We start from the raw sequence: 16,524 nt of genomic DNA, 5'->3' as shown, positions 1-16,524 counted from the left end.
CGTTGCCAAGCGCTCGCTTGTCCAGGACGACGAAGAAGATTTGTTGCGCGGCAACAGAGTCAAATCACATAAAACCCGTGCGTTCCATCCCGGCGGAGCTGCTCGACGAGACCATACTCCCAATCCAGATAGGCCTGCATCGCGGCTTGCGCGACGTCGGTGCCTTCATAGGGCCGGCGGTAGCGATGCGCCGGATCGGGCTTGGGCAGCAGGCGCGGCGGACCAATTTCGAGCGCACCGTCATAGCCACCTTCGAGCACATAGACCTCCCAGCCCATCTGCGCCAGCCAGGACGCCGTCATGTCGGCACGCACGCCCTTGTCGTCGGTCAGGAGGATACGCGCCCCGCGCACCGGCGCGGCCATGTCGGTCTCCTGGACCAGCTGGCCGCCGGGATAATGACGGAAGCCCGGCAGATGGCCTGCGGCATATTCCTCGGCGTCGCGCACGTCGAAGCGATAGAGCGTGCGATCGGTCTGCGCGACAAGCGCCGCCGCCTCGCTCGCGCCAATATGACGAACACCGGCGCGATAGGCGACGTCGCGGGCATTGGCCGAGCCGCCTTCGAACGGCCCGATCGCGCCGCGCCTGTCAGCGCCGTGATCGAGCGTGTGGCGCGCCAGCGTCCAGCCGATGGTGCCGTTGCGCAGCGCGCGCACCTTGTTGGGCACGCCGGCATTGATCAGCGATTGGGTGCCGATGATCGAGCGGGTGCGGCCGGCGCAGTTGACGATGATGGTGGTTTCAGGGTCGGGCGCGGCCTGCCCGGCCCGCAGCACCAGCTCCGCGCCGGGCACGCTGACCGAGCCCGGAATGTTCATGGTGGCATATTCGTCGAAGCGGCGAACATCGAGAATGGCGATGTTGGCCTTCTCGGCAATGAGTTTTGCCACCTCGTCGGCGCTGAACGAAGGCGTGTGGCGGCGCGCCTCGACCAGTTCGCCAAATGCTTTTGAATAGGAATTGACGTCCTCGAACACTTCGTAGCCCGCCGCGTGCCAAGCCTTTAGCCCGCCTTCGAGCACGCTGATGTTGCTGTAGCCGAGCGCGGCCAGCCGTTCGGCCCCGGTTGCGACCAGCCCCTCGCCGTCATCATAGAGCACGATCGCCACGTCCTTGCGCGGCAGCCTGACCTCGGCTTCGACCGCGATCCGGTCGGCAGCCATGTTGGCGGCGAACAGCGGATGACCGGTCGCGAACGCCGCCTCATATCTGAGATCGAGCAGCGCGATCTCCTCGCGCAGGAGCAGCGCGCGGCGGATCTCGGCGGCAGTGACGGTGGGAAGCTTCATGGCGTGGACCTTGACGAGAGAGGTCATGCGCTTTTGAACGATTGTCGCGCGCTTGGCTAGCCTACGCGTCCGCTCACTCGCCCGGAACGAGCCGCCCGAGCGGCGGCTGCGCCGGGCGCCGCAGCTTGCGGCGTGACATATAGAGCTGAATGCCGGTGACGGCGAACAGCGGCATCAAGGCCGCGGCAATCATGAAGGCGAGCTTGCCGGGCCAGCCCAGGATGGCGCCGCGGTGGATGTCGTAAATGGCCGCGATGACCTTCTCGCCGAACGTCTTGTCGGAATAGCGCTCCGCGGAAGCCAGCTGACCGGTGACCGCGTCGATACGAAACTCGTCGCGCGTGGCCTCGAGCGTCATGTCCGTCCCCCACGACCGGATCCGGATCACCGTGCCGGGGCTCGCCGGCAGCGTCAGCAAAGCCCTGGCGAAGCGGCCGCCCTCCTCGCGCTGGAACGTCGTCCATGCCTGATCGAAGCCGATCGGCTGCGCCGGCTCGGGACGGCCGGCCGCGCGCGGCGGGTTTGCGGGCATCATCTTCGCCGCCGGGCTTTGCCGCCGCGACAACAACCACACGACGCCATCCTTGTACCAGTCGAACGAGTACCAGAGTCCGGTGAGCGTCATCACCAGATAGATCGGCAGGACCCAGGTGCCGATGACGGCATGCAGTGACCGGTGCAGGCCGCGGCCACTGAGCGAGAGATTCGGCTTCAGCCACATCTTCGCGCGGCCGGCGCGACGCGGCCAGCGCAACACGAGGCCAGAAACCAGCATCACGATCAGGCCGAGTGCGGCCGCGCCGGTGATCTGACGTCCCCAGCCCTTGGCGTCTCCAGGGATGAGCAGCCATCGATGCAGCCTGCGCACGGTTGTGAAAAATTCTTCGCCGCGCGGCGAGCCCAGCACGCGTGCGTCATAGGGGTCGACATAGAGCGAGGCCGGCCTCCCGCCCTGCTCGTCGCGCCCGAAGCGGACACGCACCGCCGCGGACGGATCGCCCGACAGCATGACAGCCGAGACTTTGCCAACGTCCTGCGTTGCCTTCAGCCGTGCAACCAGCTCGTCCGGCATCAGCGCCGGCGCGGGCCGCGGCACCACCAGCATGATGCCAGCGTTGAGATGGTCGACGATCTCGTCCTCAAAACTCATGATCGCGCCGGTCAGCGCGATCAAGGCGAGCAGCAGCGCGAGCGCGAGCCCCGCGATGGAATGGACCTGAAGCAGGATGGACTTAAAGGCAGGCCAGGACTCACGCATCGGCACCGACCCCTCTGGTCGGGACGATCCGCAAATCGGCTTCGGCGCGCTGCGGCCCCATCACTAGAACTTCACCGTCGCCGACAGCGAGAAGCGACGCGCGTCACCAGCAGCACGGCCGCTCCGATGAGAAGACCTGCACGGCTCTTGCCGGCGTGGGGTCGACGACCGTTCACGCGCAGGCCGTCCAGATGAGCAGGCACGTTCGATTCACTTCCAAGTCAGACACAGCATTGAAGCTGGCGCGTCTAACAGACACGGTGCGCGAAGAGAACCGTCGGCGGAGTTGAATCGCTCTAGTGTTGAACGGTTCTAAGAACGGAGCGGCAGCGGACGGCAATCTCCAATTGCCGTCGTGCCAACCGCGACACGTCGTGCGCGCGTTCGCGGCGACGTGTAACGATTTTGTGCGGTCTCACGCGATCGCGGGTGCCGTCAACTCGTCAAGCTTGCGCTTGAACGCGGAGCCGTCAGACGAGGCGCGGAGCGGCGGACGCACGCGCAGCCAGGCGGCATCGCCGGTCTGCGCCGCCAGGATCGCCTTCAGCGTCGCGGTGAACGACGGCGTCTTCAGCACGATGTCGATCGCGGCCTGCATGCGCGCCTCGACATCCTTGCCCTCGACCATGCCCTTGACCAGCTCGGGCACGACATTGGCCATGCCGCAGATGGTGCCGGCGCCGCCGGCAGCGATCGCTCGCGTGATATCGGCTTCGTTGCCGACGGTAATGGCGAGCTCGGGCGCGGTTTTGCGGAACGCCTGGAATTGCTTGAAGTCGCCACTGGAGTCCTTCAGGCCGGCGATAATCTTGCCGTAGCGCTTGCGCAAGCTCGCGGCGACGCTGGTCGGAATCGCAACGCCCGACGTCTGAGGGATGTGATAGAGATAGGCGCGCAGTCGATCGTCGGCGACGCCGTCGATGATGGCGGCGAAGGCATCCTCGATGCCTTCGGGCGTGACGCTGCGATCGAAGTAAGGCGGCAGCAACAGGACGTGGCGCAGGCCGAGGCCGAGCACGGCGCGCGTCAATGCGATGCTGTCGGTGATGGCGGGGAAGCCGCCGCCGATGCCGATGCGTTCCGGGGCAACGCCGGCCTGGAGCACGGCTTCGATGGTCGCGATGCGCTCGGCGACGTTGAAGGAGGCGCCTTCGCCCGTGGTGCCGAACAGCACGACGCCGTCGACGCCCTTGCCGAAGAGCTGCCTGGCGTGAGCCGCGAGCTTTGTCGAATCCACGCTGCCGTCGGCCGCCAGCGGCGTCGCCGACGCCACCCAGAACCCGCGAATTGCCTCCGTCATCACACCGCCCTTTGCTGCGACCTCGAGCGACGCCTCTGATTTCCAACGGATCTCAAAGCGGCTAATCGAGCCTTGTTTTTGCTTTACTTTCCATCTTGTACCTTACATACAAGATAGAAGCAAATCCTTTCAGCGCGCCATGGCGCAGTCAGATCTAAGGAGGTCTCGCATGGACATGGTGACCCCGAATGAGCGTCCTGACCAACTGCTTGGCGCATTGCGCGACAAGCTCGGCGCGGCCGCGGTGCTGACCGGCAGCGACGTGCCGGCGCGCAATTGCAACGATTGGAGCGCGAGCTTGCCGCAGACACCGCTCGCGGTGATCCGCCCGCTCGATGCGCAGGGCGTTGCCGATGCGATTCTGACCTGCCGGCAGGCGCGACTTCCCTTCGTGCCGCAGGGCGGATTGACCGGGCTGTGCCGCGGCGCCTCGCCGGAAGCAGGCTGGGTCGCGATCTCGCTGGAGCGCATGACCGGGATCGAGGAGATCGATCCTGCATCGGCGACGATGACGGTGAAGGCTGGCACGCCGCTGGAGACGATCCAGAAGGCCGCGGACGAGGCCGGCTTCTTCTTTCCGCTCGATCTCGGCTCGCGCGGCTCCTGCGCCATCGGCGGCAATCTCTCGACCAATGCCGGCGGCAACCGCGTGATCCGCTACGGCATGACGCGCGAGCTGGTGCTCGGGCTCGAAGTGGTGCTCCCCGACGGCACCACCATCATCACTGGCCTCAACAAGCTGATGAAGAACAACGCCGGCTACGATCTGAAGCATCTCTTCATCGGTTCCGAAGGCACGCTCGGCATCATCACCCGCGTGGTGCTGCGGCTGTTTCCCAAACCGCGCTCGACCATGGCCGCGCTCTGCGCGCTGAAGGATTATGCCGCGGTGATCGCCCTGCTCGGCGCCGCGCGCAGCGGGCTCGGGCCGCTGCTGTCGGCCTTCGAGGTGATGTGGCCGGACTATTGGGACGTGATCACGACGCGCGCCGGCGTAAAGCCGCCGGTCGCAGCAGGCCACGGCCTCTACGTGCTGGTGGAGGCGCAAGGCACCGACGAGAGCATCGATGCACCGCGCTTCCAAAACTGGCTGGAAGAGCTGATGGAGCGCGGACTGCTGGCGGATGCCGCCGTGGCGCAATCGCTGGCGCAAACGCAAGCCTTCTGGCGCGTGCGCGACATCTGCGCCGAATTCGGCCAGGTGCTGGGGCCGCACATCTCCTACGACATCGGGCTTGCGGTGGCGCGGATGGACGAGTTCGCGACGCGCTGCAAGGCCGCACTCGCAAAAGGCATCAAAGGCTGCGAGAGCGTCTATTACGGCCATATCGGCGACGGCAATCTGCATCTCGTCTCCTGGGTCACGGGTCTCTCCGTCGCGCAGCAGCCGAAGGAGGAGATGGACGCGATCATCTATGGTCTGGTGCGCGAGATGGGCGGCAGCGTCTCCGCCGAGCACGGCATCGGCACGCTGAAGAAGAAGTGGCTGGATCATGCCAGGAGCGAGCCCGAGATCGCGCTGATGCGAACCCTGAAGGCCGCGCTCGATCCCGAGCATCTGCTCAATCCCGGCAAGGTGATCTGACCGGAGAGCCCATGAAGTCGCTGAAGCTCGATACGCCGAAATCGCTGTCGCAGCGGGTGATGCAGCGGCTGCGCCAGGCCATCATCGACGGCGAGTTCGCGCTCGGCGCTGCCATCTCCGAGGAGATGGTGGCAAATTCCTTCGGCGTCAGCCGCACGCCGGTGCGCGAGGCGATGGGCCTATTGCAGGCGCAGGGGCTCGTGGTGATCCGGCCGCAGGTCGGCAGCTTCGTGTTCACGCCGAGTGCGGAAGACATCAACGCGCTCTGTACCTTCCGCATCGCACTCGAGCCGAAAGCGGCCGAGCTCGCCTTCGGCCACGATCGCGACGGCGCAATCGCGACAATGAACGCAGCGATTGCCGCGATGGAGCCGGCGATCGCGGTAAAAGACAACATCGCCTATGGCCGCGCCGACGCCGCTTTTCACGAGGCGCTGGTCGCCCATTGCGGCAACCGTTACCTCGCCGAATCCTATCAGCTCGTCTCCGGCCGCGTCGCCGCGCTCCGCACCAATTTGACCTCGCCGATCGACGTGCGCACCCGCTCGTCCTTCGACGAGCATCGCAGGCTGCTCGATCTGTTCGCGCGGGGCGAATTCGCGGCCTTCGAAGCGCTGATGACGACGCACATCACCAATTCGGGCGTTGTCTATGCCAAGGCGTTGAAAGTAGAGGCACTGAAAGTGGAGGCGCCGCAGATGGACGCGCCGAAGGTGGATTGAGCGCCGTCACGGTCCCTCCCTCGGTCCCGGCCTGTCCAGAAAATCCAGCGCGGTGTTGATCTGTTCGAGCTGGTGCTCGAGCCTGTCGCGGTCTTCGACCGACTGCGTCGTCTCGAGCTGTTCCACGAGCTTCTGCTTCCGCATCAGCAAGTTCTCTATGACCGTGCTCACAATTCCCCCATCGCCAGAGGCGAAGATCAGGGCAATGTCAAACCCGGACGCGAGCGCGCGCGACCCGGGCCGCATCGCCCCTCCATCAGAATGTTCGCGGAGGCCGATGGTTCCTGCGGGTGAACCACGACGCGATCGCCGAGGTCCGGCAGTTGCTCGCGGGCGGCTGAAGCTTGGCTGGCACCCCGGGGAACCCCGACCTTTCACGCGCCCGTCGGTTGAATTCGGAGCTCCGGGGTCTTATCCGTAGGTCCCCATGGACACCCAGATCATCACCGCCGAAAAACCCCTGATGGCGCAGGCGCGCCCGCGCAAGCCGGCGCCTTTCCTTCCCATGAGCCGCGCCGAGATGAACACGCTCGGCTGGGATGCCTGCGACATCGTGCTGGTGACCGGGGACGCCTATGTCGACCATCCGAGCTTCGGCATGGCGATCATCGGCCGCCTGCTGGAGGCGCAAGGTTTTCGCGTCGGCATCATCGCGCAGCCGGACTGGCATTCGGCCGAGCCGTTTAGGGCGTTGGGCAAGCCGCGCGTGTTCTTCGGCGTCACCGGCGGCAACATGGACTCCATGGTGAACCGCTACACCGCGGACCGCCGTCTGCGCCATGATGACGCCTATACGGCTGGCGGCGAAGGCGGCAAGCGGCCGGACCGCTGCACCATCGTGTACGCGCAGCGCTGCCGCGAGGCGTTCAAGGACGTCCCCATCGTGCTCGGCGGCATCGAGGCCTCGCTGCGCCGGATCGCGCATTACGACTACTGGTCCGACAAGGTGCGCCGCTCGGTGCTGGCCGACGCCAAGGCCGACTTGCTGCTCTACGGCAATGCCGAGCGCGCCGTGGTCGAGGTGGCGCAGCGGCTCGCCGCCGGCGAAGCGCCGCGTGATCTCGACGACATCAGGGGCGTCGCGCTGTTCCGCCGCGTGCCCGAGGATTATTCCGAGCTGCACGCCGACGATCTCGATTCCGCTGATGAGGGTGCAACGCGCCAACGCGGCTTAACCGTAATCCGCCTGCCGGCGCTGGAGCAGGTCGAGCAGGACCGCGAGGCCTATGCGCGCGCCTCACGCGTGCTTCACCGGGAGAGCAATCCCGGCAATGCGCGGCCGCTGGTGCAGCGTCATGGCGATCGCGATCTCTGGCTCAACCCGCCGCCGATCCCGCTGACCACCGGGGAGATGGACGCGGTCTACGATCTGCCTTACGCGCGCGCGCCGCATCCGTCCTATGGCGATGCAAGGATTCCGGCCTGGGAGATGATCCGGTTCTCGGTGACGATCATGCGCGGCTGCTTCGGCGGCTGCACCTTCTGCTCGATCACCGAGCATGAGGGCCGCATCATCCAGAACCGCTCGGAAGGCTCGATCCTGCGCGAGATCGAGAAGATCCGCGACAAGACGCCGGGCTTCACCGGCGTCATCTCCGACATCGGCGGCCCCACCGCCAACATGTACCGGATGGCGTGCAAGGACCCGAAGGTCGAGGCGGCGTGCCGGCGGCCGTCCTGCGTCTTCCCCGAGATCTGCCCGAACCTCAACACCTCGCATGACGATCTGATCCGGCTTTATCGCAAGGTGCGCGAGACCCGCGGCATCAAGAAGGTGATGGTCGCCTCCGGCGTGCGCTACGACCTCGCGGTCGAGAGTCCCGAATACATCAAGGAGCTGGTCACCCATCACGTCGGCGGTTATTTGAAGATCGCGCCGGAACATACCGAGCGCGGCCCGCTCGACAAGATGATGAAGCCGGGCATCGGCGCCTATGACCGCTTCAAGCGGATGTTCGATGCCGCCGCCGAGCAGGCCGGCAAGAAATATTACCTGATCCCCTATTTCATCGCGGCGCATCCCGGCACGACCGACGAAGACATGATGAACCTCGCGCTCTGGCTGAAGAAGAACCGCTATCGCGCCGATCAGGTGCAGACCTTCCTGCCCTCGCCGATGGCGACGGCGACCGCGATGTACCACACCGGCGTCAATCCCTTGCGCGGCGTCCGCCACGGCGGCAGCGACAAGGTCGAGGCGATCAAGGGCCTGCGCCAGCGTCGTCTGCACAAGGCGTTCTTGCGTTATCACGACCCCGACAACTGGCCGCTGCTGCGCGAGGCGCTGAAGGAGATGGGCCGCGCTGACCTCATCGGCTCGCAGCCCCACCAGCTCGTCCCCGCCCACCAGCCCCCCGGCACCGGCAAGGCCGCCGGCACCAAGCGTCCGCTGCGGCCAAGCGGCAGGACGCATCGGTTCACGACCAAGGGCCTGCGGGTGATGAAGTAGCGGGCGAGTGAGCTTTCGTGCCCCCGCAACAAAAAATATCGAAACAACCCCATGCACAGTAGCCGGCCCTAGCGGGATCAACGACTTAGACGCTTTGCAGAGACGTTGACGCGTCGGGCAAAAAGTCGTTGCCCCGTCGGGCAACACAGGCGCATGATGGCATCATCGGACGTATGTAGGGCGTTCAAGCGGCACACATTCCAATTGGATTGTTCGCGAGGAAAGTGACCTCTCAAGCGGCCTCGCCGTCATCTTTATCGGGTCTCGCATCGAATGGCGACAGGTCCATACCGCCAGCTCTGCACAACCCGATGAGCGTTCGCATCTGATCTCTGACCAGCGCAATCGGTTGCTCCGAGGCGATCTCTCTGAGGAGCAGTTCTTCGTCATAGTCGTAATCCGCGGAGTACTGAAGCGCGCCCTTGATCAGCTCAGGAACCGAGTAGCCGTCCCAACCCTCAAAGGGGGTGCGCATGTACGCGATCCGCGCGACAGCATCGCGCTCCGCTGGAGTAAAGCCAGCCGAGGAATGATCTCGCTGCAACAGCTTCTCAAGCCATTGGCGCTGAGGTTCGTACCCGCGCCAACTGTATGGCGCCGCCAACAGAGAATCGATCTTGAGGCGAAGCGCTTCGGCCCCGCGCTGTTCCTTCGGTAGTTGCTTCATCGCTGCCTCTCGGTGAAAGGGGGGACGCGACTGGCAGTGCACAACCTGTGGAGAGGCGGTGAATATAGGTGATTCGAACGGGGCGAGTTGCCGTCAATCGGCAGTAAAGTAAGGCAGCTGTGGACCACAAGAGCCTTTTGTGCGCCTAAGTCCACTACTAGAGCCCGGATGTTCAAAACTCCGCGCCGGATCTTCGACCTTGAGTCTATTTTCCTTTTTCAGAACTATCGACAGTTGCCAGCAGTACGGGATCGATGGCTTAAGCGATTGGCGCACCCGCACTGGACGTGTTCGCGACGCTCATCGACGCCTACGAAGCCGAGCACTATCCGATGGATCCACCCGACCCCATCGAGCCGATCAAATTTCGCATGGAGCAGCAAGGGCTGACACGGCGGGACCTGGAAGAGACCATTGGGACGCGGACCCGCATCGCTGAGGTTCTGAACCGGAAGCGTGGGCTGTCGATTACGATGATTCGCCGTCTTCACGAACGCCTCGGCATCTCTGCCGACGTGCTGATCCGTCCAAGCCAGAAAAAGGCCGCGTAAGGTGACGGCATTGCCGGGTATCGCAAATCACCGCGACCATCCCTAGATTGCCCTCATGAAAAAGATCGGATTCCTCTCCTTCGGGCACTGGACGCCCTCGCCGCAGTCGCAGACCCGCTCTGCTAGCGATACGCTGCTGCAATCGATCGAGCTTGCGGTCGCGGCGGAACAGTTAGGGGCGGACGGCGCCTATTTTCGCGTGCATCACTTCGCGCGGCAGCTGGCCTCGCCCTTTCCGCTGCTCGCCGCCGTCGGCGCCAAGACCAGCAAAATCGAGATCGGCACGGCCGTAATCGACATGCGCTACGAGAACCCGCTCTACATGGTGGAGGACGCCGGAAGCGCCGACCTCATCGCCGGCGGGCGGCTCCAGCTCGGCATCAGCCGCGGCTCGCCCGAGCAGGTGATCGACGGCTGGCGTTACTTCGGCTATCGCCCGGCCGAGGGCCAGAACGACGCCGACATGGGCCGGCGCCATGCCGAGGTCTTCCTCGACCTGCTCCGCGGCGAAGGTTTTGCCGAGCCCAATCCGCAGCCGATGTTTCCCAATCCGCCCGGGCTGTTGCGCCTCGAACCGCACGCGCAGGGTCTGCGCGAACGCATCTGGTGGGGCGCCGGCTCGAACGCGACCGCGGTGTGGGCGGCCAAGCTCGGCATGAACCTGCAGAGCTCGACGCTGAAGAACGACGAGACCGGCGAAGCCTTCCACGTGCAGCAGGCGGCGCAGATCCGTAGCTTTCGCGCCGCATGGAAGGAAGCCGGCCACAGCCGCGAGCCGCGCGTGTCCGTCAGCCGCAGCATTTTTGCGCTGATCGACGATCGCGATCGCGCCTATTTCGGCAGGAGTGGCGAAGGCGAGGACCAGATCGGCTTCATCGATCCGCGCACCCGCGCGATCTTCGGCCGGAGTTATGCAGCGGAGCCGGATGTGCTGATCGAGCAGCTGCGCCAGGACGAGGCGATCGCCGAGGCGGACACGCTGCTGCTGACGATCCCGAACCAGCTCGGCGTGGCCTATTGCGCGCATGCGATCGAGGCGATCTTGACGCATGTTGCGCCTGCGCTGGGGTGGCGGTGACTGCGGTGCGTGCTCCGGCTCGGTGCCGGCGACAGACAAATCGACAAAAAGAAAGCGCCACGACCGCCACGAGAGAGATGCGAGGCATCGCAACCGCTACCATCTCATGAGATGCTGCCCCTTGCTTGTATCTCAAAAATGAGATAAATTGGGCTTGTGCCTTGGCGAGTTGATATCCTCAACGAAACGGTTGCCGCGGAGATCGCCGCTTTGCCGGCCGACATGCAGGCACGCTTTCTGCGACTTGCCGAGCGCATTACCTCGGCTGGCCTGGAAAGCCTGGGCGAACCGCACGTCAAGCACCTTGAAGGGAAGCTTTGGGAGTTGCGCCTGACGGGGCGTGACGGAATTGCGCGCGCCCTCTACGTCACCGCAATTGGCCGGAGAGTTGTCGTCGTGCGTGCGTTCGTGAAGAAAACGCAAAAGACTCCGCGGGCGGAAATCGAACTCGCGTTACGGAGAGCAAATGAGATCGCATGATGATCTCGTTCGAACAATTGAGCGATTTTTGCCCCCGCGCGAGTGGGCGCAACTGGAAAGGACATCACATGACAATCCCGTTCGAGAAGCTCAAGGCTCGTCTTCTTGCGAACCCGAAGGTCAGGGCCGAGTACGATGCGCTCGCCCCGGAATTCGAGATCGCCGCTGAATTGCTCAGGGCTCGTTTGCGGGCCGGTTTCTCACAGTCCGAGCTGGCTGCTCGAATGGGCACCAGCCAATCTACGATCGCCCGACTTGAAAGCGGACAAACCCTGCCGAGCACAAAGACACTTTTGCGCTATGCAGAGGCGACCGGCAGCAAGTTCCGTGTACGACTATCGGCAGCCTGATGCAGCGTCTGCGCGCATGCGATCGAGGCGATCCTGACCCACGTCGCGCCGGCACTTGGGTGGCGGTGACACGAACGGCGATATATCCCTTGGCTCACCCCGTCTTCGTCCCCGTGATGACGGCAAGCGCCTCGACGAAGCGGTCGAGATCGGCCTCATCGGTAAAGAGCGCCGGCGTCACACGGATGCACTGACCCTTGGCGACGCCGGCCCGGCGCACCGTCAGGATCTTGTAGTCGTCCCTGAGCTTCGCGACGACGGCGTCGTTGTCGGCCTTGCTGGTCTTGCCGGCGAGGCGAAAGGACGTGATCGCGCCGTATGAGCCGACTTCATCCGGCGTCAGGATCTCGATGTCCTTGAAGCCGCGGGCGCGGCTCACCCAATAGTCGCGCAAATAGCGCAGGCGGGCTTGCTTTGCCGACGCGCCGATCTGCTGATGCAGCGCCACGGCCGTGGGCACCGTCAGTACCGTCGCGAAATTGACCGTGCCGGTATGCACCCGCGAGCGGATATCGGTCTCGGCAAAATCCTCGTCGCCCATGTCGCGGTCGATGGCGGGGAGACGGTCCTTTCTGATGTAGAGGAAGCCCACGCCGACCGGCGCGCCGATCCATTTGTGCAGGTTGAAGCCGACGAAATCGGCCTCGAGCTCACCCACCTTGAAGTCGATCTGCCCCCAGGAATGGGCGGCGTCGACGATGACGTCGATGCCCTTGGCTTTGGCCATGCGGGCGATCTCGGCGATCGGCATGACGAAGCCGGTGCGATGGCTGACATGGGTGAGGAGGAGAAGTCTTGTCTTCGGGTTCGCCTCGATAGCGCGGGCATAGGCGTCGAGCACGGCCTGGCGGGTGGCGGGCTCGGGCACATCGAACTTGATCACGTCGACGCCGTGGCGCGCCTTCAGCGCGTTCATCGCATACTGCATCGAATCATAGTCGAGGTCGGCGTAGAGCACGCCGTCGCCGGGCTTCAGCCTGTTGTAGCCGCCGATGAGAAGCTGCAGCGCTTCGGTCGCGCCACGGGTAAGCGCGATCTCCTCAGGTGCCGCGCCGACCGCCTCCGCCACCTTGGCGCGCACGGCCTCGAAATCCGCACCCGCGCGCTGCCGCGCGTAGTAGGTGTTCTGATAATTGACCATGTCGGTTTGGCGAATGAACTCGCGCCTCACCGGCTCGGCCATGATGCCCCAATAGCCGTTCTCCAGATTGACGACGTCAGGCGTCACGGCATAGAGCCCCTTCACGGCCGTCCAATAGGCCTTGTCGGTGGCTATGGCGAGGGCCGAACCGGCTGGCTGTGCCGGAAGGCCTTCAGCCGCCATGGCCGGTGCTGCCAGCGACGTGACCGCTGCGGCCGCGAGGCCCTTCAGGATCGACCGGCGGTCGGACGACATTGTCTGAATCAGATGCATATCAGCCTCCACGATGCGCGGCGAAGGGAGCAGCGATCGATAGAGCGCGAATGACGGAGCGATGACAATTCGATGATGCTCGGCCCGCCGGTTACACGCCGACCATTGTCTCGTGGATCGCGTGCTGCGCCGATGGCGCAAGCCGCTGCGAGCGATCTTGAACCGAAGGTCAGGCTGCCGCCCGCCGGAATGGGCGATGCCCATGCAGGCAAGAGCCGCGCTGGCGAAGATTGCCGGCGCAAATGACCGGCGGCCACGCTCAGCTGATGTTCAGAAGGATGCGCCCCGACTTGCCGCTGCGCATCAGATCCAGCGCGTCGTTGATGTCATCGAGCGCGAACTCGTCGGTGACGATGCCGCGGTAACTGACCTTGCCGGCTTCGTCGAGGCGAACGAGACGCGGGATATCGCGCGCCGGCTGGCATTGCCCGCCTTCCGAGCCCTTCAGCACCTTCTCGAAATGGAGCGGCAGCGTGTAGATCTCGACCTTGTCGCGGGGAACACCGACCAGGATGCAGCGACCCTTCTTGGCGGTGATCTCGTAGGCGAGCTCGATCAACCGGCTGACGCCGGTGGTCTCGACGACCTTGTCGGCTCCGTCGGTACCGGTGATGGCCTGAACCTCGGCGGCGAGATCCTTCACCGCGTCGGAGTTGATGGTGTGGGTGGCGCCGAACTGCCGGGCCATCTCGAGCTTGTTGTCGAGACGGTCGATCGCAACGACCGGATAAGCGCCGACCATTGCGGCAAATTGCACGATGTTCAAGCCGACGCCGCCGACGCCGAACACGACGACGGCTTCGCCGATGGCGACCTGCGCATCGTTATTGACGACGCCGAGCGCGGTCGTCACCGCGCAGCCGAGCAGCGGCGCGCTCCTGCGATCGATCGAGGCCGGAACGGGCGTGACGCGATTTTCCGACACCACGGCATATTCGTTGAACGTGGTGACCCAGCCCGCGTTGAGGCGCTTGCCGCGCCAGGAATAGACCGGCGTATTGGACTGGATGCCCTTGCCCGGCCGCCAATGCATGATGACGGTGTCGCCCTGCTTGCAGGAGACGACGCCGGGTCCGGTTTCGACGATGGTCGCCAGCGCTTCGTGCCCCAACAGATGCGGCAGGAACTTGTCGACGCCCTTGACCGCGTCGATCTCGTTGATCTGTGCCCCGCAGATGCTCGACGTGTGCACGTGCGCAAGCACCTGGCCGTGCTCGAGCGTATCCGGCAGGGTGAACTCGTCGACGATCAGCGGCTTGCCGGACTCGACGAGAATCGCCGCCTTGGCTGTCTTGATATCCATGCGTCGCGCCCGGTCACTCGAAATAGATGAATTCGTAATCGCCGGTGTAGCCGAGCTTGCCGTAGAGCCAGATCCATTCCGATGTGTGCAGGATGGATTCCGCCGTCAGCGCCCAGCATTCGAGATTGTGCAGCTCGGCGACGTTGCGGTAGCCCTCGACCATGACGTATTTGTTCTTGCCGACCCGCTCGATCTCCTTGAGCGCCGCCTCGAGCTCATAGAGCCTGAGATTGTGCAGGGTGCCGAGCGAGATGACGAGGTCGAAACTGTCGTCGCCATAGGGATAGACGTCCTGGGCGCGATAATTGAACAGATACGGTTTCACCTGCTCGTGCGCATGTGCGAGGCCGTGTTTGGAGATGTCGAAGCCGACGATCTTCAGGCCCGGCAGGATCTTCTGCATCTCGTAGAACAGAAAGCCCTTGCCGCAGCCGACGTCGAGCACGCTCGACCCATCCTTCAGACCATAGGTCTCGATCAGCGCCTTGGCGACCGGCGCCCAGCGCCCCTCGATGAAGCGGTAGCCGCCATAGCCGAAACGGCGATCACCATCCCAATAATCGGCCTCGTATTCCCGCGCCTTCAGCGAGCAGGCGATCTTGTCGTCGTTCATGCGGCCCATGTAGTCGCGCTTGGTCGCCGTATGCAGCGGCGTCACGATATTCAGGAGTCGTCCCATTGAGCCCTCGGATTCCAACACACGCTGAGATTGTCTCGACCGGCCCTTGGAGCCTTGCGCCGCGACCTGCGACTCGGCCTAGCATTTGTGCCGAAGACCATCATTGTTTCAGATCAATGATGTGGACATCCGTAGCCGCAACCGCCCACGTGTCCAAGCCTCGCCTTTGTTTGGGATGCGAGGTCGGGCGAACCTTGATTCCACGCTCCGCCGCGGTATACGTTCCTCCCATGATGTTCATGTCCACATTCTTCCCGCTGATCTGAACGGTTGACGTCGTTCCGGCGCATCCGCGCCAATCAGATCAGACGGCTGTGCTTGATGCGTAGCCGAACGGAGAATGTGCAATGCCCAAGACCGAGCAGGCTGGCCTGACGCCCCGTCAGGTCCAGAACTTCATCGACGACGGTTTCATCAAGATCGAACATGCCTTCAGCGCCCAGCTTGCAAAGCGGTGCAGGGACGAGCTGTGGGCGGATATTGGCCTGTCGCCGGACGAACCCGAACACTGGACCAAACCCGTTATCCGGGTGGGCGCCAGGGCTTCGCCCCCATTCACTGAAGCCGCGAACGGGCCGTCCCTGCACAAAGCCTACGATCAACTCGCGGGCGAAGGGCGCTGGCTTGCGCCCAGGGCTCTCGGAACCTTTCCGATCCGCTTCCCTTCCGCGGAATCCCCCAGTGATGACGGCTGGCATGTGGACATGAGCTTTGGCACCGCCACTCCGGATTTCATGGAGTGGCGTGCCAATGTGAAAAGCAACGGACGTGCGCTGCTGATGCTCTTCCTGTTCTCGGATGTCGGCCCGGATGATGCGCCCACGAGGATACGGAAAGGCTCGCATGCCACCATCGCGCGGGAGCTGCTGCCCTATGGCGACGCAGGCGCGACGCTCCGGCAGCTCTCTGCCGAGGACTACGCCTCGACCGCAGATTGCGAGGTCGAACTGGCGACCGGTGCGGCAGGCAGCGTCTATCTGTGCCATCCGTTCCTTGTTCATGCCGCGCAACCCCACCGGGGGAAGCGGCCGCGCTTCATGGCACAGCCTCCGCTGCTGCCGAAGGTCGAGTTTGATCCGGCGTTGCCACCTTCGCCGGTTCAGATCGCCATCCGGCAGGCGTGTGGGCTGGCGTTGTAGTCGGACAACATCCGGGACCGCTGGGGCGGCTGATGTTCCGGTTGCTCCCGGCGTTTCACGGGGCAACGGGTTGAAGGGCCGAATGCTGAGTCCGGTGGCACAGGTGTTTGCCGATTGCGTTCGCGAAATTGCCAAGCCGCTTGCCCGCAACCGAGGGCACGGCGTGATGACCGCGGCGAAATCGTACTGAAGCGCGTTGAATTGGAAATGGCGCGCCGTTCAGAACAAAACAACGAACTCATACATAATTGAAATTG

Annotated in this window: 15 protein-coding genes and 1 pseudogene; 8 read left to right on the top strand and 8 right to left on the bottom strand. The window is 64.2% G+C overall.

Annotated elements, in window-relative coordinates; genetic code table 11:
• Positions 1 to 59: 59 nt before the first annotated feature.
• The 3 genes from BLV07_RS16465 to BLV07_RS16455 form a co-directional block, all read right to left on the bottom strand.
• Complete coding sequence (locus tag BLV07_RS16465) at positions 60 to 1,292, bottom strand: rhodanese-like domain-containing protein (protein WP_176945578.1); 1,233 nt, start codon at positions 1,290 to 1,292, stop codon at positions 60 to 62.
• Between the two features lie 73 nt (positions 1,293 to 1,365).
• A complete protein-coding gene (locus BLV07_RS16460; protein ID WP_091887367.1) occupies positions 1,366 to 2,550 on the bottom strand; it encodes a PepSY-associated TM helix domain-containing protein in 1,185 nt (394 codons plus the stop codon).
• A 415-nt stretch (positions 2,551 to 2,965) separates the two neighbouring features.
• Complete coding sequence (locus BLV07_RS16455) at positions 2,966 to 3,850, bottom strand: dihydrodipicolinate synthase family protein (RefSeq protein ID WP_176945572.1); 885 nt, start codon at positions 3,848 to 3,850, stop codon at positions 2,966 to 2,968.
• Positions 3,851 to 4,019: 169 nt separating this feature from the next.
• On the opposite strand from BLV07_RS16455, the gene BLV07_RS16450 reads away from it, so the two are divergent.
• Both BLV07_RS16450 and BLV07_RS16445 read left to right on the top strand, forming a co-directional pair.
• Complete coding sequence (locus BLV07_RS16450) at positions 4,020 to 5,435, top strand: FAD-binding oxidoreductase (RefSeq protein ID WP_091887363.1); 1,416 nt, start codon at positions 4,020 to 4,022, stop codon at positions 5,433 to 5,435.
• A gap of 11 nt (positions 5,436 to 5,446) precedes the next feature.
• Positions 5,447 to 6,157: a GntR family transcriptional regulator gene (locus BLV07_RS16445; protein WP_176945571.1), complete on the top strand. Its 711-nt coding sequence runs from the start codon at positions 5,447 to 5,449 to the stop codon at positions 6,155 to 6,157.
• A 6-nt stretch (positions 6,158 to 6,163) separates the two neighbouring features.
• Here BLV07_RS16445 and BLV07_RS16440 read toward each other — a convergent pair whose 3' ends face one another.
• Complete coding sequence (locus BLV07_RS16440) at positions 6,164 to 6,403, bottom strand: hypothetical protein (protein ID WP_091887361.1); 240 nt, start codon at positions 6,401 to 6,403, stop codon at positions 6,164 to 6,166.
• Between the two features lie 181 nt (positions 6,404 to 6,584).
• Between BLV07_RS16440 and BLV07_RS16435 the strand changes: the two genes are divergently transcribed.
• Positions 6,585 to 8,606 (top strand): YgiQ family radical SAM protein, encoded by a 2,022-nt coding sequence (locus BLV07_RS16435; RefSeq protein ID WP_091887359.1) that lies wholly within the window; start codon positions 6,585 to 6,587, stop codon positions 8,604 to 8,606.
• A gap of 232 nt (positions 8,607 to 8,838) precedes the next feature.
• Here the strand turns inward: BLV07_RS16435 and BLV07_RS16430 are convergent, their stop codons facing one another.
• Positions 8,839 to 9,273, bottom strand: a complete 435-nt coding sequence (locus BLV07_RS16430; protein ID WP_091887357.1) for a hypothetical protein — start codon at positions 9,271 to 9,273, stop codon at positions 8,839 to 8,841.
• Positions 9,274 to 9,554: 281 nt separating this feature from the next.
• On the opposite strand from BLV07_RS16430, the pseudogene BLV07_RS16425 reads away from it, so the two are divergent.
• The 4 genes and pseudogenes from BLV07_RS16425 to BLV07_RS16410 all read left to right on the top strand — a co-directional run.
• Positions 9,555 to 9,824 (top strand): annotated as a pseudogene (locus BLV07_RS16425) (helix-turn-helix domain-containing protein); the annotation flags it as partial.
• A gap of 55 nt (positions 9,825 to 9,879) precedes the next feature.
• Positions 9,880 to 10,902 (top strand): LLM class flavin-dependent oxidoreductase, encoded by a 1,023-nt coding sequence (locus BLV07_RS16420; RefSeq protein WP_091887355.1) that lies wholly within the window; start codon positions 9,880 to 9,882, stop codon positions 10,900 to 10,902.
• 210 nt (positions 10,903 to 11,112) lie between these two features.
• Positions 11,113 to 11,382, top strand: a complete 270-nt coding sequence (locus BLV07_RS16415) for a type II toxin-antitoxin system RelE/ParE family toxin (protein WP_349524969.1) — start codon at positions 11,113 to 11,115, stop codon at positions 11,380 to 11,382.
• On the top strand, positions 11,379 to 11,732 hold the full coding sequence (locus BLV07_RS16410; protein ID WP_349524968.1) for a helix-turn-helix domain-containing protein: 354 nt from the start codon (positions 11,379 to 11,381) through the stop codon (positions 11,730 to 11,732). Before BLV07_RS16415 ends, BLV07_RS16410 begins: the two co-directional genes overlap by 4 nt.
• 94 nt (positions 11,733 to 11,826) lie before the next feature.
• On the opposite strand, the gene BLV07_RS16405 is transcribed toward BLV07_RS16410, so the two are convergent.
• From BLV07_RS16405 to BLV07_RS16395, 3 genes are all read right to left on the bottom strand, one after another.
• Positions 11,827 to 13,146, bottom strand: a complete 1,320-nt coding sequence (locus BLV07_RS16405; protein ID WP_091887349.1) for an aminotransferase class V-fold PLP-dependent enzyme — start codon at positions 13,144 to 13,146, stop codon at positions 11,827 to 11,829.
• 259 nt (positions 13,147 to 13,405) lie between these two features.
• Positions 13,406 to 14,449, bottom strand: coding sequence for a zinc-binding dehydrogenase (locus BLV07_RS16400; protein ID WP_091887347.1), 1,044 nt, complete (start codon positions 14,447 to 14,449; stop codon positions 13,406 to 13,408).
• 13 nt (positions 14,450 to 14,462) lie between these two features.
• Entirely contained in the window at positions 14,463 to 15,149 is a 687-nt protein-coding gene (locus BLV07_RS16395) for a class I SAM-dependent methyltransferase (protein ID WP_091887345.1), read from the bottom strand.
• Positions 15,150 to 15,475: 326 nt separating this feature from the next.
• On the opposite strand from BLV07_RS16395, the gene BLV07_RS16390 reads away from it, so the two are divergent.
• A complete protein-coding gene (locus tag BLV07_RS16390) occupies positions 15,476 to 16,267 on the top strand; it encodes a phytanoyl-CoA dioxygenase family protein (protein WP_091887343.1) in 792 nt (263 codons plus the stop codon).
• Positions 16,268 to 16,524 lie beyond the last annotated feature (257 nt).

The sequence above is a fragment of the Bradyrhizobium sp. Rc2d genome (assembly GCF_900099855.1).
GTDB lineage: Bacteria > Pseudomonadota > Alphaproteobacteria > Rhizobiales > Xanthobacteraceae > Bradyrhizobium.
The sequence above is the reverse complement of the archived record's forward strand: the minus strand, read 5'-3'. Positions and strand labels throughout refer to the sequence as shown.